This window comes from Acinetobacter tjernbergiae DSM 14971 = CIP 107465 (genome assembly GCF_000374425.1).
GTDB lineage: Bacteria > Pseudomonadota > Gammaproteobacteria > Pseudomonadales > Moraxellaceae > Acinetobacter > Acinetobacter tjernbergiae.
Genome location: NZ_KB894382.1, coordinates 1 through 18,191 on the forward strand (window position 1 = coordinate 1; position 18,191 = coordinate 18,191).

The following is an 18,191-nucleotide window of genomic DNA, read 5'->3' on the forward strand; positions in this document are numbered from 1 at the left end:
ATTATACAGTTACTTTCGCAACAACACCGGCACCTACAGTACGACCACCTTCACGGATTGCAAAACGTAGACCTGGATCCATTGCGATCGGGTGGATTAATTCTACTGACATCTCAACGTTGTCACCTGGCATTACCATTTCTACGCCGTCTTGTAATTGGATTGCGCCAGTTACGTCAGTTGTACGGAAGTAGAACTGTGGACGGTAACCGTTAAGGAATGGAGTATGACGACCACCTTCTTCTTTAGAAAGTACATATACTTCTGCATCGAATTTAGTGTGCGGCTTGATTGTACCTGGTTTAGCAAGTACTTGACCACGTTGTACGTCTTCACGCTTAGTACCACGAAGAAGAACACCACAGTTCTCGCCCGCACGACCTTCGTCAAGAAGTTTACGGAACATTTCTACGCCAGTTACAGTCGTTACAACTGTATCGCGGATACCAACGATTTCAACTGATTCGCCAACTTTAACGATACCAGATTCAACACGACCTGTTACTACAGTACCACGACCAGAGATAGAGAATACATCTTCGATTGGCATTAAGAATGCTTTGTCGATTGCACGTTCTGGTTCTGGAATATAAGTATCAAGCGCTTCAACAAGTGCAAGAACTGATGCTTCACCGTAAGGACCGTCATTACCGTTTAATGCTTGAAGCGCTGAACCACGGATGATTGGAGTGTCATCACCAGGGAAGTCATAAGTAGAAAGAAGTTCACGAACTTCCATTTCTACTAATTCAAGTAATTCTTCATCATCAACAAGGTCACACTTGTTAAGGAATACAAGAATAAATGGTACACCAACCTGACGTGAAAGAAGGATGTGTTCACGAGTTTGTGGCATTGGACCATCAGTCGCAGCACATACAAGGATCGCGCCATCCATCTGAGCAGCACCAGTAATCATGTTTTTAACATAATCGGCGTGACCAGGACAGTCTACGTGAGCGTAGTGACGGATTGGAGAATCGTATTCTACGTGTGAAGTATTAATTGTAATACCACGTGCTTTTTCTTCAGGAGCTGAGTCGATTTGTGAGTAATCTTTCGCTTCACCGCCGTAAGTTTTTGCACAAATAGTTGCAATCGCAGCAGTTAAAGTTGTTTTACCATGGTCAACGTGACCAATTGTACCCACGTTTACGTGTGGTTTATTACGTTCAAACTTAGCCTTAGCCATTTGATTTTCCTTTTTAAACTACTCATGCAGGGTCACTGCATGAGCAACTGGTTATTAACTAGAAATTAGTTTGGGCTTATAGTAATCGAAAGATTACTCGTCGTCACCTTTTTTACCGCCAGATTGGAATTTAGAAATGATGCCTTCAGCCACGTTACGTGGAGTTTCAGCATATTTAGCAAATTCCATAGAGTAAGTCGCACGACCTTGAGACATAGAACGCATTTGAGTCGCGTAACCAAACATCTCAGCAAGTGGTACTTCAGCTTTAATTGCTTTAGTTCCACCAGGAAGATCGTCCATACCTTGAACCATACCACGACGACGGTTTAAGTCACCCATGATATCGCCCATGTAGTCTTCTGGAGTTTCTACTTCAACTTTCATGATTGGTTCAAGCAAGATAGGATCTGCTTTCATGAAACCATCACGGAATGCGTAAGAACCCGCCATTTTGAACGACAATTCGTCAGAGTCGACATCGTGGTAAGAACCATCGAATAATGTCGCTTTGATACCCACAACAGGGTAACCAGCCAATACACCATTCTTCATACGTTCTTGAATACCTTTGTCAACAGCGCCGAAGAATTCTTTAGGTACAGTACCGCCGACAACTTCTTCAGCAAATTGGTATTCTTTACCAGCTTCTTCAACATCCATAGGCTCTAAACGAACATATACATGACCGAATTTACCTTTACCACCTGTTTGACGAACAAACTTACCTTCTTGCTCAACAGACTTTTTGATCGTTTCACGGTAAGCAACCATTGGTTTACCAATGTTCGCTTCAACACCGAATTCACGTTTCATACGGTCAACGATGATGTCAAGGTGAAGCTCACCCATACCAGCAATAATTGTTTGACCAGATTCTTCGTCTGTACGAACGCGGAACGATGGATCTTCTTTCGCCAAACGACCTAAAGCGATTGACATTTTTTCTTGGTCAGCTTTAGTTTTTGGTTCAACAGCCAATGAAATTACTGGCTCTGGGAATTCCATACGCTCAAGAGTAATGATATTTTTCTCATCACATAATGTATCACCCGTCGTAACGTCTTTAAGACCTACACACGCTGCGATATCACCTGCACGGATTTCTTCAAGATCTTGACGTTCGTTCGCATGCATTTGCACGATACGACCGATACGCTCACGTTTAGATTTAACTGGGTTATAAACCGGATCACCTTGTTTAAGAACACCAGAATAAACACGTACGAATGTTAAGTTACCTACAAACTTATCGTTCATGATTTTGAACGCAAGTGCAGAGAACGGTGCTTCGTCAGATGCTTCACGAGATGCTTTAGTTTCAGCTTTATCGTCAAGAATACCTTCAATCGCTTTAACTTCTGTTGGAGAAGGTAAGAATTGAATTACAGCATCCAACATACGTTGAACACCTTTATTCTTAAATGCAGAACCACAAAGCATGACTTGGATTTCAGATGCTAATGTACGAGCACGTAAACCAGCGATGATTTCTTCTTTAGAAAGATCGCCTTCTTCAAGGTACTTATCCATTAGTTCTTCAGAAGCTTCAGCAGCAGCTTCAACCATCTTGGTACGCCATTCATCAGCTGTATCAACGAGATCAGCCGGAATATCACCGTATTCAAACTTCATACCTTGAGATGCTTCATCCCAGATAATCGCTTTCATTTCGATAAGGTCAACAACGCCCGCAAACGTATCTTCTGCACCAATTGGCACAACGATAGGAACAGGATTACCACCTAAACGAGTTTTAACTTGCTCAACAGCACGGAAGAAGTTTGCACCTGTACGGTCCATCTTGTTCACGAATGCTAAACGAGGTACTTTATATTTGTTCGCTTGACGCCATACAGTTTCAGACTGAGGTTGAACACCACCTACCGCACAGTAAACCATACACGCGCCATCAAGAACACGCATAGAACGCTCAACTTCGATTGTAAAGTCTACGTGTCCCGGTGTATCGATTACGTTGATACGGTGTTGTGGGTATTGACTACTCATACCTGACCAGAAACAAGTCGTAGCAGCCGAGGTAATTGTAATACCGCGCTCTTGCTCTTGTTCCATCCAGTCCATTGTTGCTGCACCATCGTGTACTTCACCAATTTTGTGAGATACACCTGTGTAGAACAAAATACGTTCTGTTGTAGTTGTTTTACCTGCGTCAATGTGCGCAGAAATACCGATATTACGGTAATTACTAATAGGGGTTTGGCGAGCCATGATGTCTATACATTCCTAAATGTTATATTTAAAACAGGACGCATCAATTAAATTGATGCGCACAAATATCCAAGCAGGCAACTTAAATACCCGCAAAGCTCCCACTTTGATAGAAAGCAATGTTGAATCTAGCTGCTGTACGCATGAATATTCTCCTGATTAGGGACTGTTTTATCCGCTTAGAAACGGTAGTGAGAGAAGGCTTTGTTGGCTTCAGCCATACGATGCACGTCTTCACGTTTTTTGATCGCAGAACCTTTACCTTCAGCTGCATCAAGCAACTCACCAGCAAGACGTAAAGCCATCGTTTTTTCAGAACGCTTAGCAGCAGCATCTACTAACCAACGCATAGCTAAAGCAGTACGACGGGATGGGCGCACTTCCATAGGTACTTGATAAGTAGCACCACCAACACGGCGTGCTTTTACTTCAACCATAGGACGAACTTTTTCAAGAGTAGTCTCGAAAAATTCAACTGGGTCGACTTTATTTTTTTCTTGAACACGTTCTAAAGCACCGTAAACGATACCTTCAGCAACAGATTTTTTACCATCTTGCATTACGTGGTTCATGAATTTAGCGATTGTTTGGCTGCTAAATTTTGGATCTGGAAGGATCTCACGAGCAGCGACTACGCGACGTCTTGGCATTTTAATACACCTAATAATATGACACTTCAGGATAATCCAGCAGTTTGTACAAGTGTCATGTACGCTACGCTGGCCTTACTATACGTCGCTTGAATTACAAATCTATGAAGAATTCAAACAAGCGAAACGCTAAAGGGTTGCTTGGGCTAGTTTCCTAGAATTACTTCTTAGGACGCTTAGCACCGTATTTAGAACGTGACTGGTTACGATCTTTAACACCAGCACAGTCTAAAGAACCACGAACGGTATGGTAACGTACACCTGGTAAGTCTTTAACACGACCACCACGGATAAGCACAACACTGTGCTCTTGTAAGTTATGACCTTCACCACCGATATAGCTTGATACTTCAAAACCAGAAGTTAAGCGAACACGGCAAACCTTACGCATTGCTGAGTTAGGTTTTTTAGGAGTAGTCGTATATACACGTGTACATACACCACGACGTTGTGGACAAGCCTTCAACGCAGGAACTTTTGATTTTTCAATCAAAGTTGTACGACCCTTACGGATCAACTGATTTGTTGTTGCCATTTGGCAATTCTCCCGTTATTAAACAACCTCAAAAAGAAAAACACCTCTTTTTAAGGGCACACAATTGTAAGCTAAGAAGTAAAAATGGTCAACATTGCAAGATAAAGCAAGTGCTGACCATTTCTACAGTTTTGTTACTTTTTCGATGCTTCAAACACGCCAATAAATAAATTAACTATGTTTTGTGGATGCTGGTTCTATATCAATTGTTTTGGGTTCAGCAGCCATCTCAGATTTATTCACACTAAGTAATTCATCTTGTTGAACTTTCAAAGCAGGTTGTTGTTCAGAGTGTTGATGTTCAACCACATGTTGTGATGCAAGTTGTTGAACTCCCTGTTCTACTTTGTCATCGATTTGCAATTCTTTGATCACATCTTCTTTTGCTTGCACCGTGATATTAGTAATCACATCATTTTTGCGTTCATCAGCACTACTGACTGGATTTGTACCTTCTGTTGAATTGAGCAATCGTGGGCTTGGCTTTCTTAATAATGCTTCAGCTTTATAATAAGCATCTAAAGGTGAAAGGTTTTCATTTGGATATTCATTTAAGTAGAAACGTGCTGCGCCAAAAACAGATTGTGACTTATGCCCAACATCTTCGAGCAGTCGCCAACTATAAAACCCACCTAAAGCAGCACCTGCAACTGGTGTTAGTTTACCAATCACCGAGGCTTGAGGAATATGATTTAACCACCCCCATTTAAATTGTCCATCTTCATCAACCAACCATTTCTTTATAAGCTCAATATCATTGCTTGACCCGAGCAACTGCTGAAACTGTTGCAAATCATGTGTTCCCAGCATTGACTTAAATGCTTTTAAAGCAAGTAATAAGGTTTGCTTTTCTGCCACAATGCCTAAATCAATTTCTTTGAAAATAAAAGCAACAACTTCTTGATCAGCTTCATTTTCCAAATCAAACCCATGCGAGCGCCCTGTTTGATAAATTGTTCTTAGTGCTAAAACAATTGAGGCAGGAATATCAACCGCAGCACCCCAAACCCCTGTTGCACCCGTGATCACCCCCTGAGCTGCAGCCAGTAATTTATTTTGCTCAATCAATGCTTGGCTTAAACGCTGAGAACGTCCTGTATCTTGAGTCAATTCTGCAATATCAGTGACACCAGCCTCTTCAAGAATTTTTTCTGTCAGTGACATGTTAGAACTAAATTCATTTAACCACTGGAACAGATAGTCAGAAACTTTCTCCCCCATATCTGGTGAAATGAAAGATGCAACATTATTCACTTTAGTATAGTGACGACCTAAAAGTTGATGAGACAATTTGGGCAATTGTTTACGTAACATCTGTTGTGGACTTTCATATTGTTCTATTTCAAAAGGACTTTTTAAACGTGCTTTTCCTTCAATGGTATGAGATGAATCTGCAAGTTCTGCCGCTGACGTTTTAGGAGCAGTTTGAAATTTTTGTAATTCGGAACTGAGCTTTTTAGCCACTCCAAAGGCTTGTGTAAATAAACCTGAAGATTGCTTGTTTTTAGATTTTGTCATCAAGTACCTCTGTTCTATAATCTGTGCATCTCTAGGTAAATACTAGGTTGAATGCAAATTTATCTCAACTTTTATCTGTACACTTTCATTACCTTTTGTCTCAACATCACCTAGATTTACGAATATTTACACAACTAGAAATAGACATAAGATTTGCCATAAGAAATAAAAAACCTTTCTGCTATCATGGAGTCATTCACTCATAAGCCAATTAAATCGTTATTTTCTCCTGATTTGTACTGATAGCGATCTGCACAAGGCTTTGTATTACCATAAAAGGGATCTGTAAATGAAACGTGTTGTAATCACTGGTATGGGCATTAACTCATGTATCGGTAACTCTCTAGAAGAGGTCACTCATTCTTTAAAAAATGGAATCTCAGGAACACGTTTTAATCCAACTTATGCCGAATTAAATTTTAAGAGTCATGTCAGCGCTGCTGCTGAACAAGATTTTGATGGTATTGACCGTAAAATTAAGCGCTTTATGGGTGTATGTGCCATGTATGCCTATAATGCAGCCATTGCAGCAGTAGAACATGCAGGTCTTAAACAAGAAGATTTAGCCAATAATCCTCGTTACGGGATTGCAGGTGGCAGTGGCGGTAACTCAACAGCTTCTGTTGCTGAAATGGTCAAGCTCCTAGAAGAAAAAGGCGCACGTAAAATTGGTCCTTTCTTTGTACCTCGGAATATGAGTAACACCATTACTGCTAACGTTGGTGTTGCTTTAAAACTTCAAGGCGTTGCCCACTCAATTACCAGTGCATGTGCAACATCTGCGGATGCGATTGGCTATGCTTATAATTTAATCCAACTCGGTAAACAAGACCTGATGCTTGCTGGTGGTGGTGAAGAAGACCACTGGTCTCAGAGTCTATTGTTTGATGCGATGGGCGCACTTTGTGCAAAGTACAACGACACACCTGAAACAGCTTCCCGCCCTTACTCAGCAGATCGTGATGGTTTTGTCATCGCTGGTGGTGGTGGTTTCGTCATACTCGAATCACTTGAACATGCGCAAGCTCGTGGCGCAAATATCTTGGCTGAAATAGTTGCTTATGCAGCGAACAGTGATGGTGCTGATATGGTTGCACCAAGTGGCGAAGGTGCAACGCGTTGCATCCTATTAGCACTTGAGGAAGCAAAACAACACGGTGTTGAGCATATCGATTATGTTAATACTCACGGGACTTCAACACCTGCTGGTGATGTCACTGAATTGAAAGCCATGGAGCTTGCATTTGGTGAAGGTCAAGTACCTGCATTAAGTTCAACCAAATCAATGACAGGTCATAGCTTAGGTGCTGCGGGTGTTCAAGAAGCGATTTACTCAGTATTGATGATGCAGAATGATTTTATTGCACCAAATATTAACGTCACTGAATTAGATGAAGGCGCACAAGGTTTTGATATTGTACTTGAAAAACGAGATGCAAAACTGAATACTGTAATGAGTAACAGTTTCGGTTTTGGCGGTGTAAACGCCTGCCTTATTTTCAAGAAGTGGGATGCATAATCCCACCTAGGATTATCAATGGATGCACCTTCTGATGCTTTTTTGTGGGTAAAAGCATTACATATTATTGCTGTGGTTTGCTGGTTCGCTGCATTGTTCTACTTACCACGCCTGTATGTCTACCATGCAATGAGTGAAGATGCCGTGAGTCATCAACGCTTTGAAGTGATGGAACGTAAGTTGTATCGCGGTATTATGTGGCCATCTATGATTGCAACCTTAATTACCGCTCACTTTCTGGTTGATTGGGGCGATGCAACCCGACATTATCACGATGCTTTATGGTTTTATCTTAAAGTTGGTTTGGTTGGTTTATTGGTGATTTATCATTTTGTTTGCGGCTATTATCGTAAAAAATTGATTGGTCATGCCCATTATAAGTCACACAAGTTTTGGCGTTTTTTTAATGAAATGCCAACGCTGATCTTATTTGCAGTGGTTATTTTAGTTGTTGTAAAACCTCAGTTCTAACTGAGGTTTTTTTATTTGCTGAATGATCACAAAAACCATATCAATTTCTCCTTAGAATTCTAATCAAAATTATTTTTTAATTAAAAATCAATCACAAATAAATTAATATATTAAAAATCACCGACCACCACACACTTGATGGCGACCATTAGATTTTGCTTGATAAAGTGCCATGTCTGCTGCATTAATGAAATCTGTTGCTTGGATTGATTTAAGCGGAGTACAACTTGCTACACCAATGCTGACAGAAACATTTTCCAAAATTAAAGAACCCTTATGCGGGATTTTGGCACGGTCGACCACAGATAACATTTGTTCAGCAATATGAACCGCTCCTTCTAATTCAGTATTTGGCAGCAAAACAATAAATTCTTCACCACCATAACGCGCGACCAAATCTGCAGGGCGAACCACAACTGAACTTAATGCCAAGCTCACTTTTTTAATACACTCATCCCCTGCCAAATGCCCATAAGTATCGTTATATACTTTAAAGAAGTCGATATCGATAAAGATAATCGACAACATTGTTTTATCTCGCTGAGCACGACTCCATTCTTGCACCAACATTTGATCAAAATAACGACGATTTGCTAGTCCCGATAAACCATCAATTTGAGAAAGCAGAGAAAGTTCATTATTAATATCCTCTTGTTCCTCAACCCGATGCAAAAGTACAACTTTATGCAAAAATAATAATTTATCTTGTCTTTCTACCAATAATGCAATTGCACCACAGATTACAACCGTCGTAAAAAAATATAAAAGAATATATAAATCATAAGAATTTAAAGTTTTATGCGCCGCAAACCATGCCAAGAAACCCGCAGTTAAACAAGAAAAGGTTGCTACGCTTGTCGTAAGACGCAAGGCTAGCAAATCAATGACAACGATCATAATGGTCGCGCCCATATGATATTGCACGAGTTGAATATTCTTCAGCGCTAAAGCGATATAAAGTTTATCCAATAAAACAATAACGATTAATAGCCCTAACCAGATCTGAAAACTTGATGCCATCTTAGGAATATGTGCAAACATAACCCCAGTAAAAAGAATAACAGCACAAATAAAAAAATGATTATCCCAAATAATATGATCTTGCCCCAGTAAACTCCGACCGTAAAACACATGAGCAATGGTAACTTCGCCAATTAACATACACACAAGCAGCGGCCAACACAATTTTGCTATGGTTATAAATTGTTTTTGCCGTTCTTTTAAAAAGTGCGCTCTCAACTCTTTTGGCAAAAAAATCATAAAAGGTGATTTATTCAGAAGTAGATGCGCATGTGCCAATGTTTGTGGCAGAAACTGGCTATTAACCGAATCTTGATTCTTTTGAGTTAGGACACTCATAATAACACCATAATTTTATTAGCTTTAATCTAATCAAGCACCTATTCTCAGAATCATAGAATGGGTCTATTAAAAGGTTCATATTTTAAATTTTTCTCTTACTGATACTGAACGGTATTAAGGTTTTTTAAATATTCCTCCAGATCATTATGCAAGCATTGTCATTCTATTTTTCTCATACTATTAAGCACTTTTATAAATAAGTGTTAATTATTAGGCATTTTTAATCAGGTTTCAATCAACAATCTCGATCCAAATGAAGAATCCGAAGAATGGAAGGCGCGACTCAAAACAATGTTTTATAAGAATAACTTCACAAAATAATTACTATTATTTTTATTATAAAGAAAAAAATGTAATATTTATTAAAATCTAAATAGCTTAAAAGTTAAGCACTAGCATATCCAATAAAACAAGTACAGTTCAAAAACTTAGGATTCGCTTGTCACTATTTGCTATTGTAGCAATCAAGCAAATGGTGAAATAAAATTTAATCAGATGAAGTTCATTAAGGCGATTCAAAATATTCCCTCACTTGCCATATCATTTCTGATTGTTTTTTTTAATATGCGTGAGTTTAGCTACCGCGGGCTGACATCTAATGAAATAACACTTGCTCAATCTGTGTTTGGTCATCTCATCAATTATCATGCAATAAAAATTTTCAATATCCCCTACCTACCTTGGCAGCCAATCAATATTTTTATTGCGCCGAATGGTCATCTATTCGTACATCAACAATATTTTTGTTTAGATTATTCGAAAGGGTCTATGGACTTACAAGGTATTTTTATTCATGAACTCGCCCACATTTTACAATTCCAACAAGGAACACATGTCATTTTAAAAGGGATGTTTTTACAAATAGGTTATTACCTCAGTTTTAAAAAATATAACCCGTATAAATATACATTTATACAAGGCAAAGCTTTTAGGAATTACAATATTGAACAGCAAGGTGACATTGCACGAGATATTTTTCTAAAGAAGATTCCAAATATTATTCTGAACCCATAAAAAAGCCCTGTGATATAAATGACAGGGCTTTTAAGTTAAAAAATCGCAATCTGTTTTATGCAACAGAACTTTTGCGTACCTCAGATTTGAGTTCATGATGAGCGTCCACACCAGCAGTAAAATCCATATCTTTGCGTATATCATCCATAATAATTGTACCAATACGCCCCACACCGATTGCTAATCCAAATGCAATCACAGGAAATAAAATCGTTGAAATCACCATCATTTTTACCTCTTTAATATAAAAAAGTTTTAATTGACTGACCAAGTTTCAAACTTATTTGTCTTGCTCTTGGAACATTACTGTACCAATACGACCCACAACCACAGCTAAACCAAATGCAACTACAGGAAATAATAAAACTGACATAATTTCTACCCCACGAATAACAATAAATGTTTGCTCACGATTAAACTTGTTTGTCTTGTTCTTGGAACATCACTGTACCAATACGACCAACGACAACCGCCAAACCAAATGCAACTACAGGAAATAATAAAACTGACATAATCTCTACCCCACGAATAACAATAAATGTTTGCTTGTAATTAAGATTGTTTGTCTTGCTCTTGGAACATCACTGTACCAATACGACCAACGACAACTGCCAAACCAAATGCAACTACAGGAAATAATAAAACTGACATATCTGCTACCTCGTTTTGTATGTTTCTCACATACCTGATTTAAATTACAGTGTACAAATGTTCACATTGATTAGGATAATAGCAGTGTACACACGTACACTCAAGTGGTAGAAAAACTTTCCCGATAAATGGTATAAAAAGTAATCACAAATTATAAACAATTGAATTAAAACAAAATAAAATTATGTAGAAATCATAAATCAATTAAATTTTGGTCTTTTTTTATTTTTTATACTTTCTAGCCGCGTGTCTTTATCGTAATACGTACGTCATTTAATTATGAAAAAATAAGATGAAAAAACTTTATTTTGTTCTGTTAAATTTTTTTTAAATCAAGTACCGTAACAACACAAACAACTAGAAAAGCTAAGATTTATCAACAGATCTTCGTATTTTATACAGAAAAACTTGTTATTTTTACGCAGAAAAATGCACATTTAGTATATATTAGTAAACTTGTCATTTTTCTTTAAGATACAGAATGTTTAGCACCATGATATACAATCGTTTTTAAAACTATACTTATATAAATCAAAATCTTGTATATCAGCACTTGTTAAGACTTAGGATTAGGTTTGAATGAAAAATTTTAAAATTGCCCTTGCTCAATTTTCTCCGCATATTGGCAATGTTGACGCAAACACTCAAAAGATGGTTGAGCAAGCAAATTTAGCGAAACAACAACAGGCTGATCTGATCATCTTCCCTGAACTCTCCACGCTAGGTTATCCTGCTGAAGACTTATTACTTCGCCCAAATTTACAAAAACGTACTCAAAAAGCGTTTGCTCAATTAAGTGAAGTGAAAGATATCGTTATGGTGTTTGGTTTTGTTCACCAAACAGAAGATGGTCATCGCTACAACTCAGCAGCAGTAATTAAAGATGGTCAGGTTTTAGGTGTTTATAACAAACAAAACTTACCTAATTATGGCGTGTTTGATGAAAAACGTTATTTTCAAGATGGTCATCAACATTTAGTTTTTGAATATCTAGGTCATAAGTTTGGCGTGCTGATTTGTGAAGATGTCTGGTCACTCAATACCGTCAAACAACTGAGCCAACTGAATGTTGAAACTGTTCTCGTTCTAAATGCATCTCCATATGAAGTGGGCAAACCTCAGCATCGCATTCAGACATTAGGTGAACTTGCAAAACAACTAAGTTTGAATATTGTTTATGTCAACCAAGTCGGCGGACAAGACGATCTTATTTTTGATGGTTCAAGTTTTGTAACCAACAAAAATGGGCAACTCGCATTACAAGTACCAAGTTTTCAAGAATCTGTTTATGTGACTGAATATGATACAGAGCAAAAACAATTCAAAACTGCGGATGCAATTCCAGCTGTAGAAACTTTTGCCGAAATCTATCAAGCATTGGTCATGGCAACACGTGACTACGTGCAACGTTCAGGTTTTCCTGGTGTGATCTTGGGCTTATCGGGTGGTATTGATTCTGCATTAACACTTGCAATTGCTGTTGATGCAATTGGTGCAGAGAAAGTACAGGCCGTGATGATGCCTTATACCTATACCTCTCAAATGAGTGTAGAAGATGCCACAGAGCAAGCACGCCGCATGGGCGTAACTTTCGGTATTGCTGAAATTCATCCAATCGTAAATAGCTTCATGCAGACCCTATTCCCATTCTTTGGAAATACACCTGCTGACGCAACTGAAGAAAATTTACAGGCGCGTACCCGTGGTACTTTACTCATGGGCTTGTCTAATAAATTTGGAAATCTTGTACTTTCAACAGGTAACAAGTCTGAAATTTCAGTCGGTTATTGCACACTCTATGGTGATATGGTCGGTGGTTTCTCTGTATTAAAAGACGTCTATAAAACCATCGTCTTTGAATTGGCAAAATATCGTAATACGCTAAGTGAAATACCTGTGATTCCTGAGCGTGTGATTAGTCGCCCACCTTCAGCTGAATTGCGTCCTGATCAAACAGATCAAGACTCTTTACCAGCATATGACATACTTGATGCAATTCTATATGCTTATATCGAAGAAGATCTTAGCCAAGCAGATATTATTGCAAAAGGCTATGAAGCTGAAGTGGTCGAAAAAGTAATTCGCTTAGTCGATCGCAATGAATACAAGCGTCGTCAGGGTGCGATTGGACCACGTATTAGCTCACGTGCATTCAGTCGTGAACGACGCTACCCTATCGTCAATGGATGGACAGCGAATGACTGAAAAAATTGTTTCTGAAAAGTCACAATTACTTGCTCAAGCACTTATGCTTGAGCAAGTGGCATTTTATAAAAATCAGCTTACAACACAACTTTCTGCTGAATTCTTTCAGCAATTTATTCAATTATTTCTACAACATGCGCCTGAGATCAAGCTAAAGGAAGTGATTGAACTCGAACAAATCCAAGCTGTTGTAAAACGTTATGCATTTGAAATGCAACTTGGCGCGGGGTTACTTGAATTCATTGGTGAAATTGCACAACGGTTACATGTTTTTTCTTTGCAATCCTCAGCGCAATTAGAAGACGTTTTTTCAGATCATCAATTTGAAATGTGGTTATCCAAATTTCTCGAATTAGAAAATATTCGACATTATTTAAACCATTTTTTAAAAGAAAGCCCTTCTATTCAGCAGTTATGCCAATATATTGCAACGACAACGCTACAAAATAAACTACCCAAATTATTTTCACAATCTGATGAAGAACAAGCCTCTGATAGTAAATATCAGTGGCAGCAGAAACTCAAAACCTTTTCACATCGTCAACAACAGCGTATTGAACAGAAAATTGAAGAAAGTATTGCTCGTTTCATTCAAGAGCAACTTGTTGATTTAAGCTTACTTTCAAATGATGATCTAGAAAGTCTAGCGCGTAATCTTTGGGAAGATAACAAAGCTAAACCTTTATCTGAATATACCAAACAAGTGACACCACTCGATGTTGAAGAGTTCTTTGTGATGATTTATGAGTATTGGAAAGAACTACGTCAGTCTTCCTTTATTCAAGATCTGATCTTATACGGCGTAAAAGTCTTTTATGATTTTTATGAAGATGAAAGCTTAGAAGATGTGTTCGCTGCGATTGGTATTGAAGAATCTGATCTTCAAAATGAAGCTGTACGTTTCTATCCTAAAGTCGTTGTCGCTTTAGATGAACATGGTGTATTAGAACCGATTATCACCATGATTGTAAAACCTTTCTATGAAAGCCAGCAAACGTTAGCCACCATCGAAAAGCACCTCTAATTATTACACTTTATTCTGAGATATATTGAGACAGAATCAATATATCTCCTTAGCTACTTTTCATTTCCTTTTTGAATCACGCCCAAAAAAATCCTCAGAAAAAATAGATTTTTCTCGTAAATACATGCAAACATTGAATCTATTTAGAATAAAAAAATTGAAGATTTCTATTATTTCTTAACCAGTTGAATGTTTTTATAAAAAATAGATAAAAAAAACCACGCAGGAGCGTGGTTTATAAAATGGTGGCTATGACGAGACTTGAACTTGTGACCCCCGCATTATGAGTGCGGTGCTCTAACCAACTGAGCTACATAGCCGTAAACTGTGTGCGCATTATCTAGTGTTCCATACAATAGGTCAAGTCTATGACATTGAAAATACGCAACATATGAACAGTTTTTGTGCTTTCAATTTCTATTTGATTGTTTTTCAATAAGCCTAGCATTCGATGACTAAAAATTAATTTTAAAATCCAAATAAAAAAAGACCACGCAGGAGCGTGGTCTATAAAATGGTGGCTATGACGAGACTTGAACTTGTGACCCCCGCATTATGAGTGCGGTGCTCTAACCAACTGAGCTACATAGCCGAAAACTGTGGGCGCATTATCTTAACTTTCACTACACACGTCAAGCACAATTTTCAAAAATATTAGAAGTGGGCCTGTAAGCCGGGTTCTGTCGAGGACGATCATTCCTCTAGGCGTACAATCACTCATACGCTCAAGCGACCTACCCGAATCCAGCACGGGCCGTGCCTCAGGATTCCTATTTGGTCTTGCTTCTGGTGGGGTTTACCTTGCCGTGAACTGTTACCAGACACGCGGTGCGCTCTTACCGCACCCTTTCACCCTTACCTATACCTCATATTCCCTCGCCCTCTGAGAGGGTTAGGGAGAGGAACAGGCGGTCTACTCTCTGCTGCACTTGCCGTCGGTTTACACCGCCCAGGCGTTACCTGGCACCCTGCCCTATGAAGCCCGGACTTTCCTCCCCTGCTTCAGTCACGGAGACTTCCACAGCGGCGACCGTCCAGCCCACTTCGTGGCGCATCTTATCAAAGTTCGAAATTAATTGCTCGCATTTTTTTGCTCAGTCAATTTTTTATATTTACCCATCAACTCATCATGTGATTCGACATGCTGAGGATCAAGCGGAATACAATCAACTGGGCAAAATAGCTGGCACTGAGGCTGATCATGATGTCCTATACACTCTGTGCAGAGTGCAGGATCAATCTCATAAATCAGCTCACCCATATAAATCGCTTCATTGGGGCATACAGGCTCACAGACATCACAATTAATGCATTCATCTGTAATATATAAGGACATCTACCAACCTTGTTGATGCTTACGTTCAAATGCCTCAACCACAATAGCAGGCACAAACTTATTCACATCACCTTTTAATCGAGCAATTTCTCTTACCAATGTCGATGAAATAAATGAATATTGCTCAGATGGGGTTAAAAATACTGATTCAAAATGAGGATCAAGTTGACGGTTCATATTCGCCAATTGAAATTCATATTCAAAATCTGAAATCGCTCTTAAACCACGCAGTACCGCAGTTGCACGCTGTTCACGGAAGAAATTGACCAATAAGCCATCAAAACCAACAAACTCTACATTAGACAAATGGCTTAATGAGGCTTTTGCTAATTCTACACGCTCTTCTAAACTAAACACTGGATTTTTATGATGACCAATTGCAATTGCAACAACCACTTCATCAAACATTTTTGATGCTCTTGCAACCAAATCAACGTGTCCGTTGGTAATTGGATCGAAAGTCCCCGGATAAATCACACGTGTTTTAGACATGCGTTGTACTCTAGTTAATGAGATAAGGTACATATTTTAACAAATTTAGCTCTAAACGCGAAATTGCTAAACGATGGAAAAAGATTGCATTTTACGGCACAATAGATGTAATTGTGGAAGTTTGAATTATGGCGCAAGCAACAGTAGTAAAAAAACATAATGGTGGCACGATTGCTCAGAATAAAAGAGCGCGTCACGATTACTTTGTCGAAGAAAAATTTGAAGCAGGCATGTCCCTACAGGGCTGGGAAGTAAAGTCTTTACGCGCTGGTCGTATGACTTTGTCCGAAAGTTATGTCATTTTTAAAAATGGTGAAGCCTTTTTATTTGGTTCACAGATTCAGCCTTTACTGTCTGCCTCAACACATGTGGTTCCTGAATCAACGCGTACGCGTAAATTGCTGCTATCTCGTCGTGAGTTAGAAAAACTATTGGGCGCAGTGAATCAAAAAGGTTATTCATGTGTGCCACTCGCATGTTATTGGAAGGGTCGTCTGGTTAAGCTTGAAATTGCACTGGTCAAAGGTAAGCAGTTACATGACAAACGTGCAACTGAAAAAGACCGTGATTGGCAACGTGATAAAGCACGCATGTTGTATAAGTAATTTAAAAAAGAGCTTTGTTTATACAAAGCTCTTTTGAACACAACGATTTACATAAATCATTCGAGAATGTAAAAAATCTGTGTAAATGCGTCAGGTTATAAATTACTCTTCTTCATCCTCAATAGTATCAAGTTCGTGTGACATAAAATATTCAAAGACAGCATTAGGTCGTAAAGTATCTAACGATTCAAGGACACTATAAGCAGCAGCATTTTTTCTTTTCTTGCTTTGAATACGATTAACCAAATCTTTATAGACTATTTCAATATCATCCTTTTGAGATAAGTCGTAAGGCAATTCAAAATCATAGAATTTATGCCATAGCCTATATAATTTGTCATGATCTTGTTCAAGCTTAGCAAGTTTATCTCGCACTTCCTGAATAGGGTCTTTACTTTCATCAGACTTATCAATAAACCCTTCTGCTTTTAATCGTTCAAAAGTTTCTATGATACGTTGCTGATGCTCTATTAACTGTTGCTCTATATTTTCACTAAGCGTTTCAAAAATTTTATTCGTCTGGATCTTAGCACCAATTTCATGGAGTAATGGTGATGGCAGCCAATGACCTAAATAAGTTTCAATCCCTCTACGTAATAAGCGATTAAATTGTTTTTCATCTGCTTCTTCATCTTTTTTTAAGTTAGAAAAATCAAAAAATTGACGACTTATCGTTTCTGCATCTACAGCAAAGCCTAAAGACCTTAGTACATCATTACCTATCTCATTTTTTGCCTTTTCCGATAATTTATACTTAATCACAAAATACTGATTAAATGTTTCACTCCATTTATGTACAAAGCGACCTTGTTGTAATAAGGCATATTTAAAAGTAAAATTGGCAGTTTTATACTCCTCTAACCTATCTAATGTCTTGATATACTTGTCTTGAACTCCTTCTAAAGACAAAAACTGATTTACAGTTTCAATATCATTTGTCATTAATAGGCTTTCATAATTACCACCACGATTAGCAAATAATCCCCCCTTAGAAAAGTTAGCAGAACCCATTACCAACAGACCTGATTTTTCATCATGTGAAAGTAAAGTATAAGCTTTACTGTGGAATAATGTTGGCGTATCAATCGCAATAATATCTAAACTGATATAATGGTCGAAGTAACTTTTTTGAAAATCTTGCAGGTGATTTAGCCCTATACGGATACATTCTCGCGCATCAATATATAATTGGACATCTGTCAATTTTATGTTATTCGATACTTCTTCAATAAAATCTTTCACTTTTGCTAAATCATCTGCTAAATAGCAAGTGAAAATACTCAACTGATATTTTTTTCTAGCATCTATATTTGAACATAGTGCATCAACTAGACAACTAGATTTTTCCTTAGATATGTTAAAAAATACTTCCATTCTTTCCCCCT

At 38.3% G+C, this 18,191-nt stretch carries 16 protein-coding genes, 2 tRNA genes and 1 other RNA gene; 6 read left to right on the forward strand and 13 right to left on the reverse strand.

Features of this window, described 5'->3' with window-relative positions:
- Position 1: 1 nt before the first annotated feature.
- From tuf to C502_RS0117210, 5 genes are all read right to left on the reverse strand, one after another.
- Positions 2–1,192 carry an elongation factor Tu gene (gene tuf / locus C502_RS0117190; protein WP_018679175.1) on the reverse strand — a complete coding sequence of 397 codons (1,191 nt, stop codon included), beginning with the start codon at positions 1,190–1,192 and terminating at the stop codon, positions 2–4.
- A gap of 93 nt (positions 1,193–1,285) precedes the next feature.
- Positions 1,286–3,424: an elongation factor G gene (gene fusA / locus C502_RS0117195; RefSeq protein ID WP_018680010.1), complete on the reverse strand. Its 2,139-nt coding sequence runs from the start codon at positions 3,422–3,424 to the stop codon at positions 1,286–1,288.
- A gap of 179 nt (positions 3,425–3,603) precedes the next feature.
- On the reverse strand, positions 3,604–4,074 hold the full coding sequence (rpsG, locus tag C502_RS0117200) for a 30S ribosomal protein S7 (RefSeq protein ID WP_003653285.1): 471 nt from the start codon (positions 4,072–4,074) through the stop codon (positions 3,604–3,606).
- Between the two features lie 160 nt (positions 4,075–4,234).
- Positions 4,235–4,609, reverse strand: a complete 375-nt coding sequence (gene rpsL, locus C502_RS0117205; protein WP_004638184.1) for a 30S ribosomal protein S12 — start codon at positions 4,607–4,609, stop codon at positions 4,235–4,237.
- A gap of 171 nt (positions 4,610–4,780) precedes the next feature.
- A complete protein-coding gene (locus C502_RS0117210; protein WP_018680011.1) occupies positions 4,781–6,127 on the reverse strand; it encodes an EcsC family protein in 1,347 nt (448 codons plus the stop codon).
- 289 nt (positions 6,128–6,416) lie between these two features.
- Here C502_RS0117210 and C502_RS0117215 point away from each other — a divergent pair, with 289 nt between their 5' ends.
- Together C502_RS0117215 and C502_RS0117220 are read left to right on the forward strand one after the other, a co-directional pair.
- Positions 6,417–7,646, forward strand: coding sequence for a beta-ketoacyl synthase N-terminal-like domain-containing protein (locus tag C502_RS0117215; RefSeq protein WP_018680012.1), 1,230 nt, complete (start codon positions 6,417–6,419; stop codon positions 7,644–7,646).
- 18 nt (positions 7,647–7,664) lie between these two features.
- Positions 7,665–8,117, forward strand: a complete 453-nt coding sequence (locus C502_RS0117220) for a CopD family protein (RefSeq protein WP_018680013.1) — start codon at positions 7,665–7,667, stop codon at positions 8,115–8,117.
- Positions 8,118–8,234: 117 nt separating this feature from the next.
- Here the strand turns inward: C502_RS0117220 and C502_RS0117225 are convergent, their stop codons facing one another.
- A complete protein-coding gene (locus C502_RS0117225) occupies positions 8,235–9,476 on the reverse strand; it encodes a GGDEF domain-containing protein (protein WP_018680014.1) in 1,242 nt (413 codons plus the stop codon).
- A 498-nt stretch (positions 9,477–9,974) separates the two neighbouring features.
- Between C502_RS0117225 and C502_RS0117230 the strand changes: the two genes are divergently transcribed.
- On the forward strand, positions 9,975–10,493 hold the full coding sequence (locus C502_RS0117230; RefSeq protein WP_018680015.1) for a hypothetical protein: 519 nt from the start codon (positions 9,975–9,977) through the stop codon (positions 10,491–10,493).
- 55 nt (positions 10,494–10,548) lie between these two features.
- Here the strand turns inward: C502_RS0117230 and C502_RS19215 are convergent, their stop codons facing one another.
- Positions 10,549–10,722 (reverse strand): hypothetical protein, encoded by a 174-nt coding sequence (locus C502_RS19215; protein WP_018680016.1) that lies wholly within the window; start codon positions 10,720–10,722, stop codon positions 10,549–10,551.
- 1,001 nt (positions 10,723–11,723) lie between these two features.
- On the opposite strand from C502_RS19215, the gene C502_RS0117255 reads away from it, so the two are divergent.
- Both C502_RS0117255 and C502_RS0117260 read left to right on the forward strand, forming a co-directional pair.
- Complete coding sequence (locus C502_RS0117255; protein ID WP_018680019.1) at positions 11,724–13,349, forward strand: NAD+ synthase; 1,626 nt, start codon at positions 11,724–11,726, stop codon at positions 13,347–13,349.
- Positions 13,342–14,373, forward strand: a complete 1,032-nt coding sequence (locus tag C502_RS0117260; protein WP_018680020.1) for a hypothetical protein — start codon at positions 13,342–13,344, stop codon at positions 14,371–14,373. The genes C502_RS0117255 and C502_RS0117260 overlap by 8 nt, the downstream gene beginning before the upstream one ends.
- Positions 14,374–14,616: 243 nt before the next feature.
- On the opposite strand, the gene C502_RS0117265 is transcribed toward C502_RS0117260, so the two are convergent.
- The 5 genes from C502_RS0117265 to coaD form a co-directional block, all read right to left on the reverse strand.
- Positions 14,617–14,693: transfer RNA gene (locus C502_RS0117265), tRNA-Met, on the reverse strand.
- Positions 14,694–14,888: 195 nt separating this feature from the next.
- Positions 14,889–14,965 (reverse strand) — tRNA-Met (locus tag C502_RS0117270).
- A gap of 61 nt (positions 14,966–15,026) precedes the next feature.
- Positions 15,027–15,419, reverse strand: an RNA gene (gene rnpB, locus C502_RS18680) — RNase P RNA component class A.
- 26 nt (positions 15,420–15,445) lie between these two features.
- Entirely contained in the window at positions 15,446–15,709 is a 264-nt protein-coding gene (locus C502_RS0117275; RefSeq protein WP_018680021.1) for a YfhL family 4Fe-4S dicluster ferredoxin, read from the reverse strand.
- Positions 15,710–16,201, reverse strand: a complete 492-nt coding sequence (gene coaD, locus C502_RS0117280; protein WP_018680022.1) for a pantetheine-phosphate adenylyltransferase — start codon at positions 16,199–16,201, stop codon at positions 15,710–15,712.
- A gap of 128 nt (positions 16,202–16,329) precedes the next feature.
- On the opposite strand from coaD, the gene smpB reads away from it, so the two are divergent.
- On the forward strand, positions 16,330–16,806 hold the full coding sequence (gene smpB / locus C502_RS0117285; RefSeq protein WP_018680023.1) for an SsrA-binding protein SmpB: 477 nt from the start codon (positions 16,330–16,332) through the stop codon (positions 16,804–16,806).
- A gap of 102 nt (positions 16,807–16,908) precedes the next feature.
- Here the strand turns inward: smpB and C502_RS0117290 are convergent, their stop codons facing one another.
- Complete coding sequence (locus C502_RS0117290; protein WP_018680024.1) at positions 16,909–18,180, reverse strand: phospholipase D-like domain-containing protein; 1,272 nt, start codon at positions 18,178–18,180, stop codon at positions 16,909–16,911.
- Between the last annotated feature and the right edge of the window lie 11 nt (positions 18,181–18,191).

Bases quoted from the DNA above. Each gene is read 5' to 3' on its own strand.
- fusA (WP_018680010.1), bottom strand. From the start codon at position 3,424: ATGGCTCGCCAAACCCCTATTAGTAATTACCGTAATATCGGTATTTCT.
- C502_RS0117215 (WP_018680012.1), top strand. From the start codon at position 6,417: ATGAAACGTGTTGTAATCACTGGTATGGGCATTAACTCATGTATCGGT.
- C502_RS0117275 (WP_018680021.1), bottom strand. From the start codon at position 15,709: ATGTCCTTATATATTACAGATGAATGCATTAATTGTGATGTCTGTGAG.
- coaD (WP_018680022.1), bottom strand. From the start codon at position 16,201: ATGTCTAAAACACGTGTGATTTATCCGGGGACTTTCGATCCAATTACC.
- C502_RS0117225 (WP_018680014.1), bottom strand. From the start codon at position 9,476: ATGAGTGTCCTAACTCAAAAGAATCAAGATTCGGTTAATAGCCAGTTT.
- C502_RS0117210 (WP_018680011.1), bottom strand. From the start codon at position 6,127: ATGACAAAATCTAAAAACAAGCAATCTTCAGGTTTATTTACACAAGCC.
- tuf (WP_018679175.1), bottom strand. From the start codon at position 1,192: ATGGCTAAGGCTAAGTTTGAACGTAATAAACCACACGTAAACGTGGGT.
- rpsL (WP_004638184.1), bottom strand. From the start codon at position 4,609: ATGGCAACAACAAATCAGTTGATCCGTAAGGGTCGTACAACTTTGATT.
- C502_RS0117260 (WP_018680020.1), top strand. From the start codon at position 13,342: ATGACTGAAAAAATTGTTTCTGAAAAGTCACAATTACTTGCTCAAGCA.
- C502_RS0117220 (WP_018680013.1), top strand. From the start codon at position 7,665: ATGGATGCACCTTCTGATGCTTTTTTGTGGGTAAAAGCATTACATATT.
- C502_RS0117230 (WP_018680015.1), top strand. From the start codon at position 9,975: ATGAAGTTCATTAAGGCGATTCAAAATATTCCCTCACTTGCCATATCA.
- C502_RS0117255 (WP_018680019.1), top strand. From the start codon at position 11,724: ATGAAAAATTTTAAAATTGCCCTTGCTCAATTTTCTCCGCATATTGGC.
- smpB (WP_018680023.1), top strand. From the start codon at position 16,330: ATGGCGCAAGCAACAGTAGTAAAAAAACATAATGGTGGCACGATTGCT.
- C502_RS19215 (WP_018680016.1), bottom strand. From the start codon at position 10,722: ATGATGGTGATTTCAACGATTTTATTTCCTGTGATTGCATTTGGATTA.
- C502_RS0117290 (WP_018680024.1), bottom strand. From the start codon at position 18,180: ATGGAAGTATTTTTTAACATATCTAAGGAAAAATCTAGTTGTCTAGTT.
- rpsG (WP_003653285.1), bottom strand. From the start codon at position 4,074: ATGCCAAGACGTCGCGTAGTCGCTGCTCGTGAGATCCTTCCAGATCCA.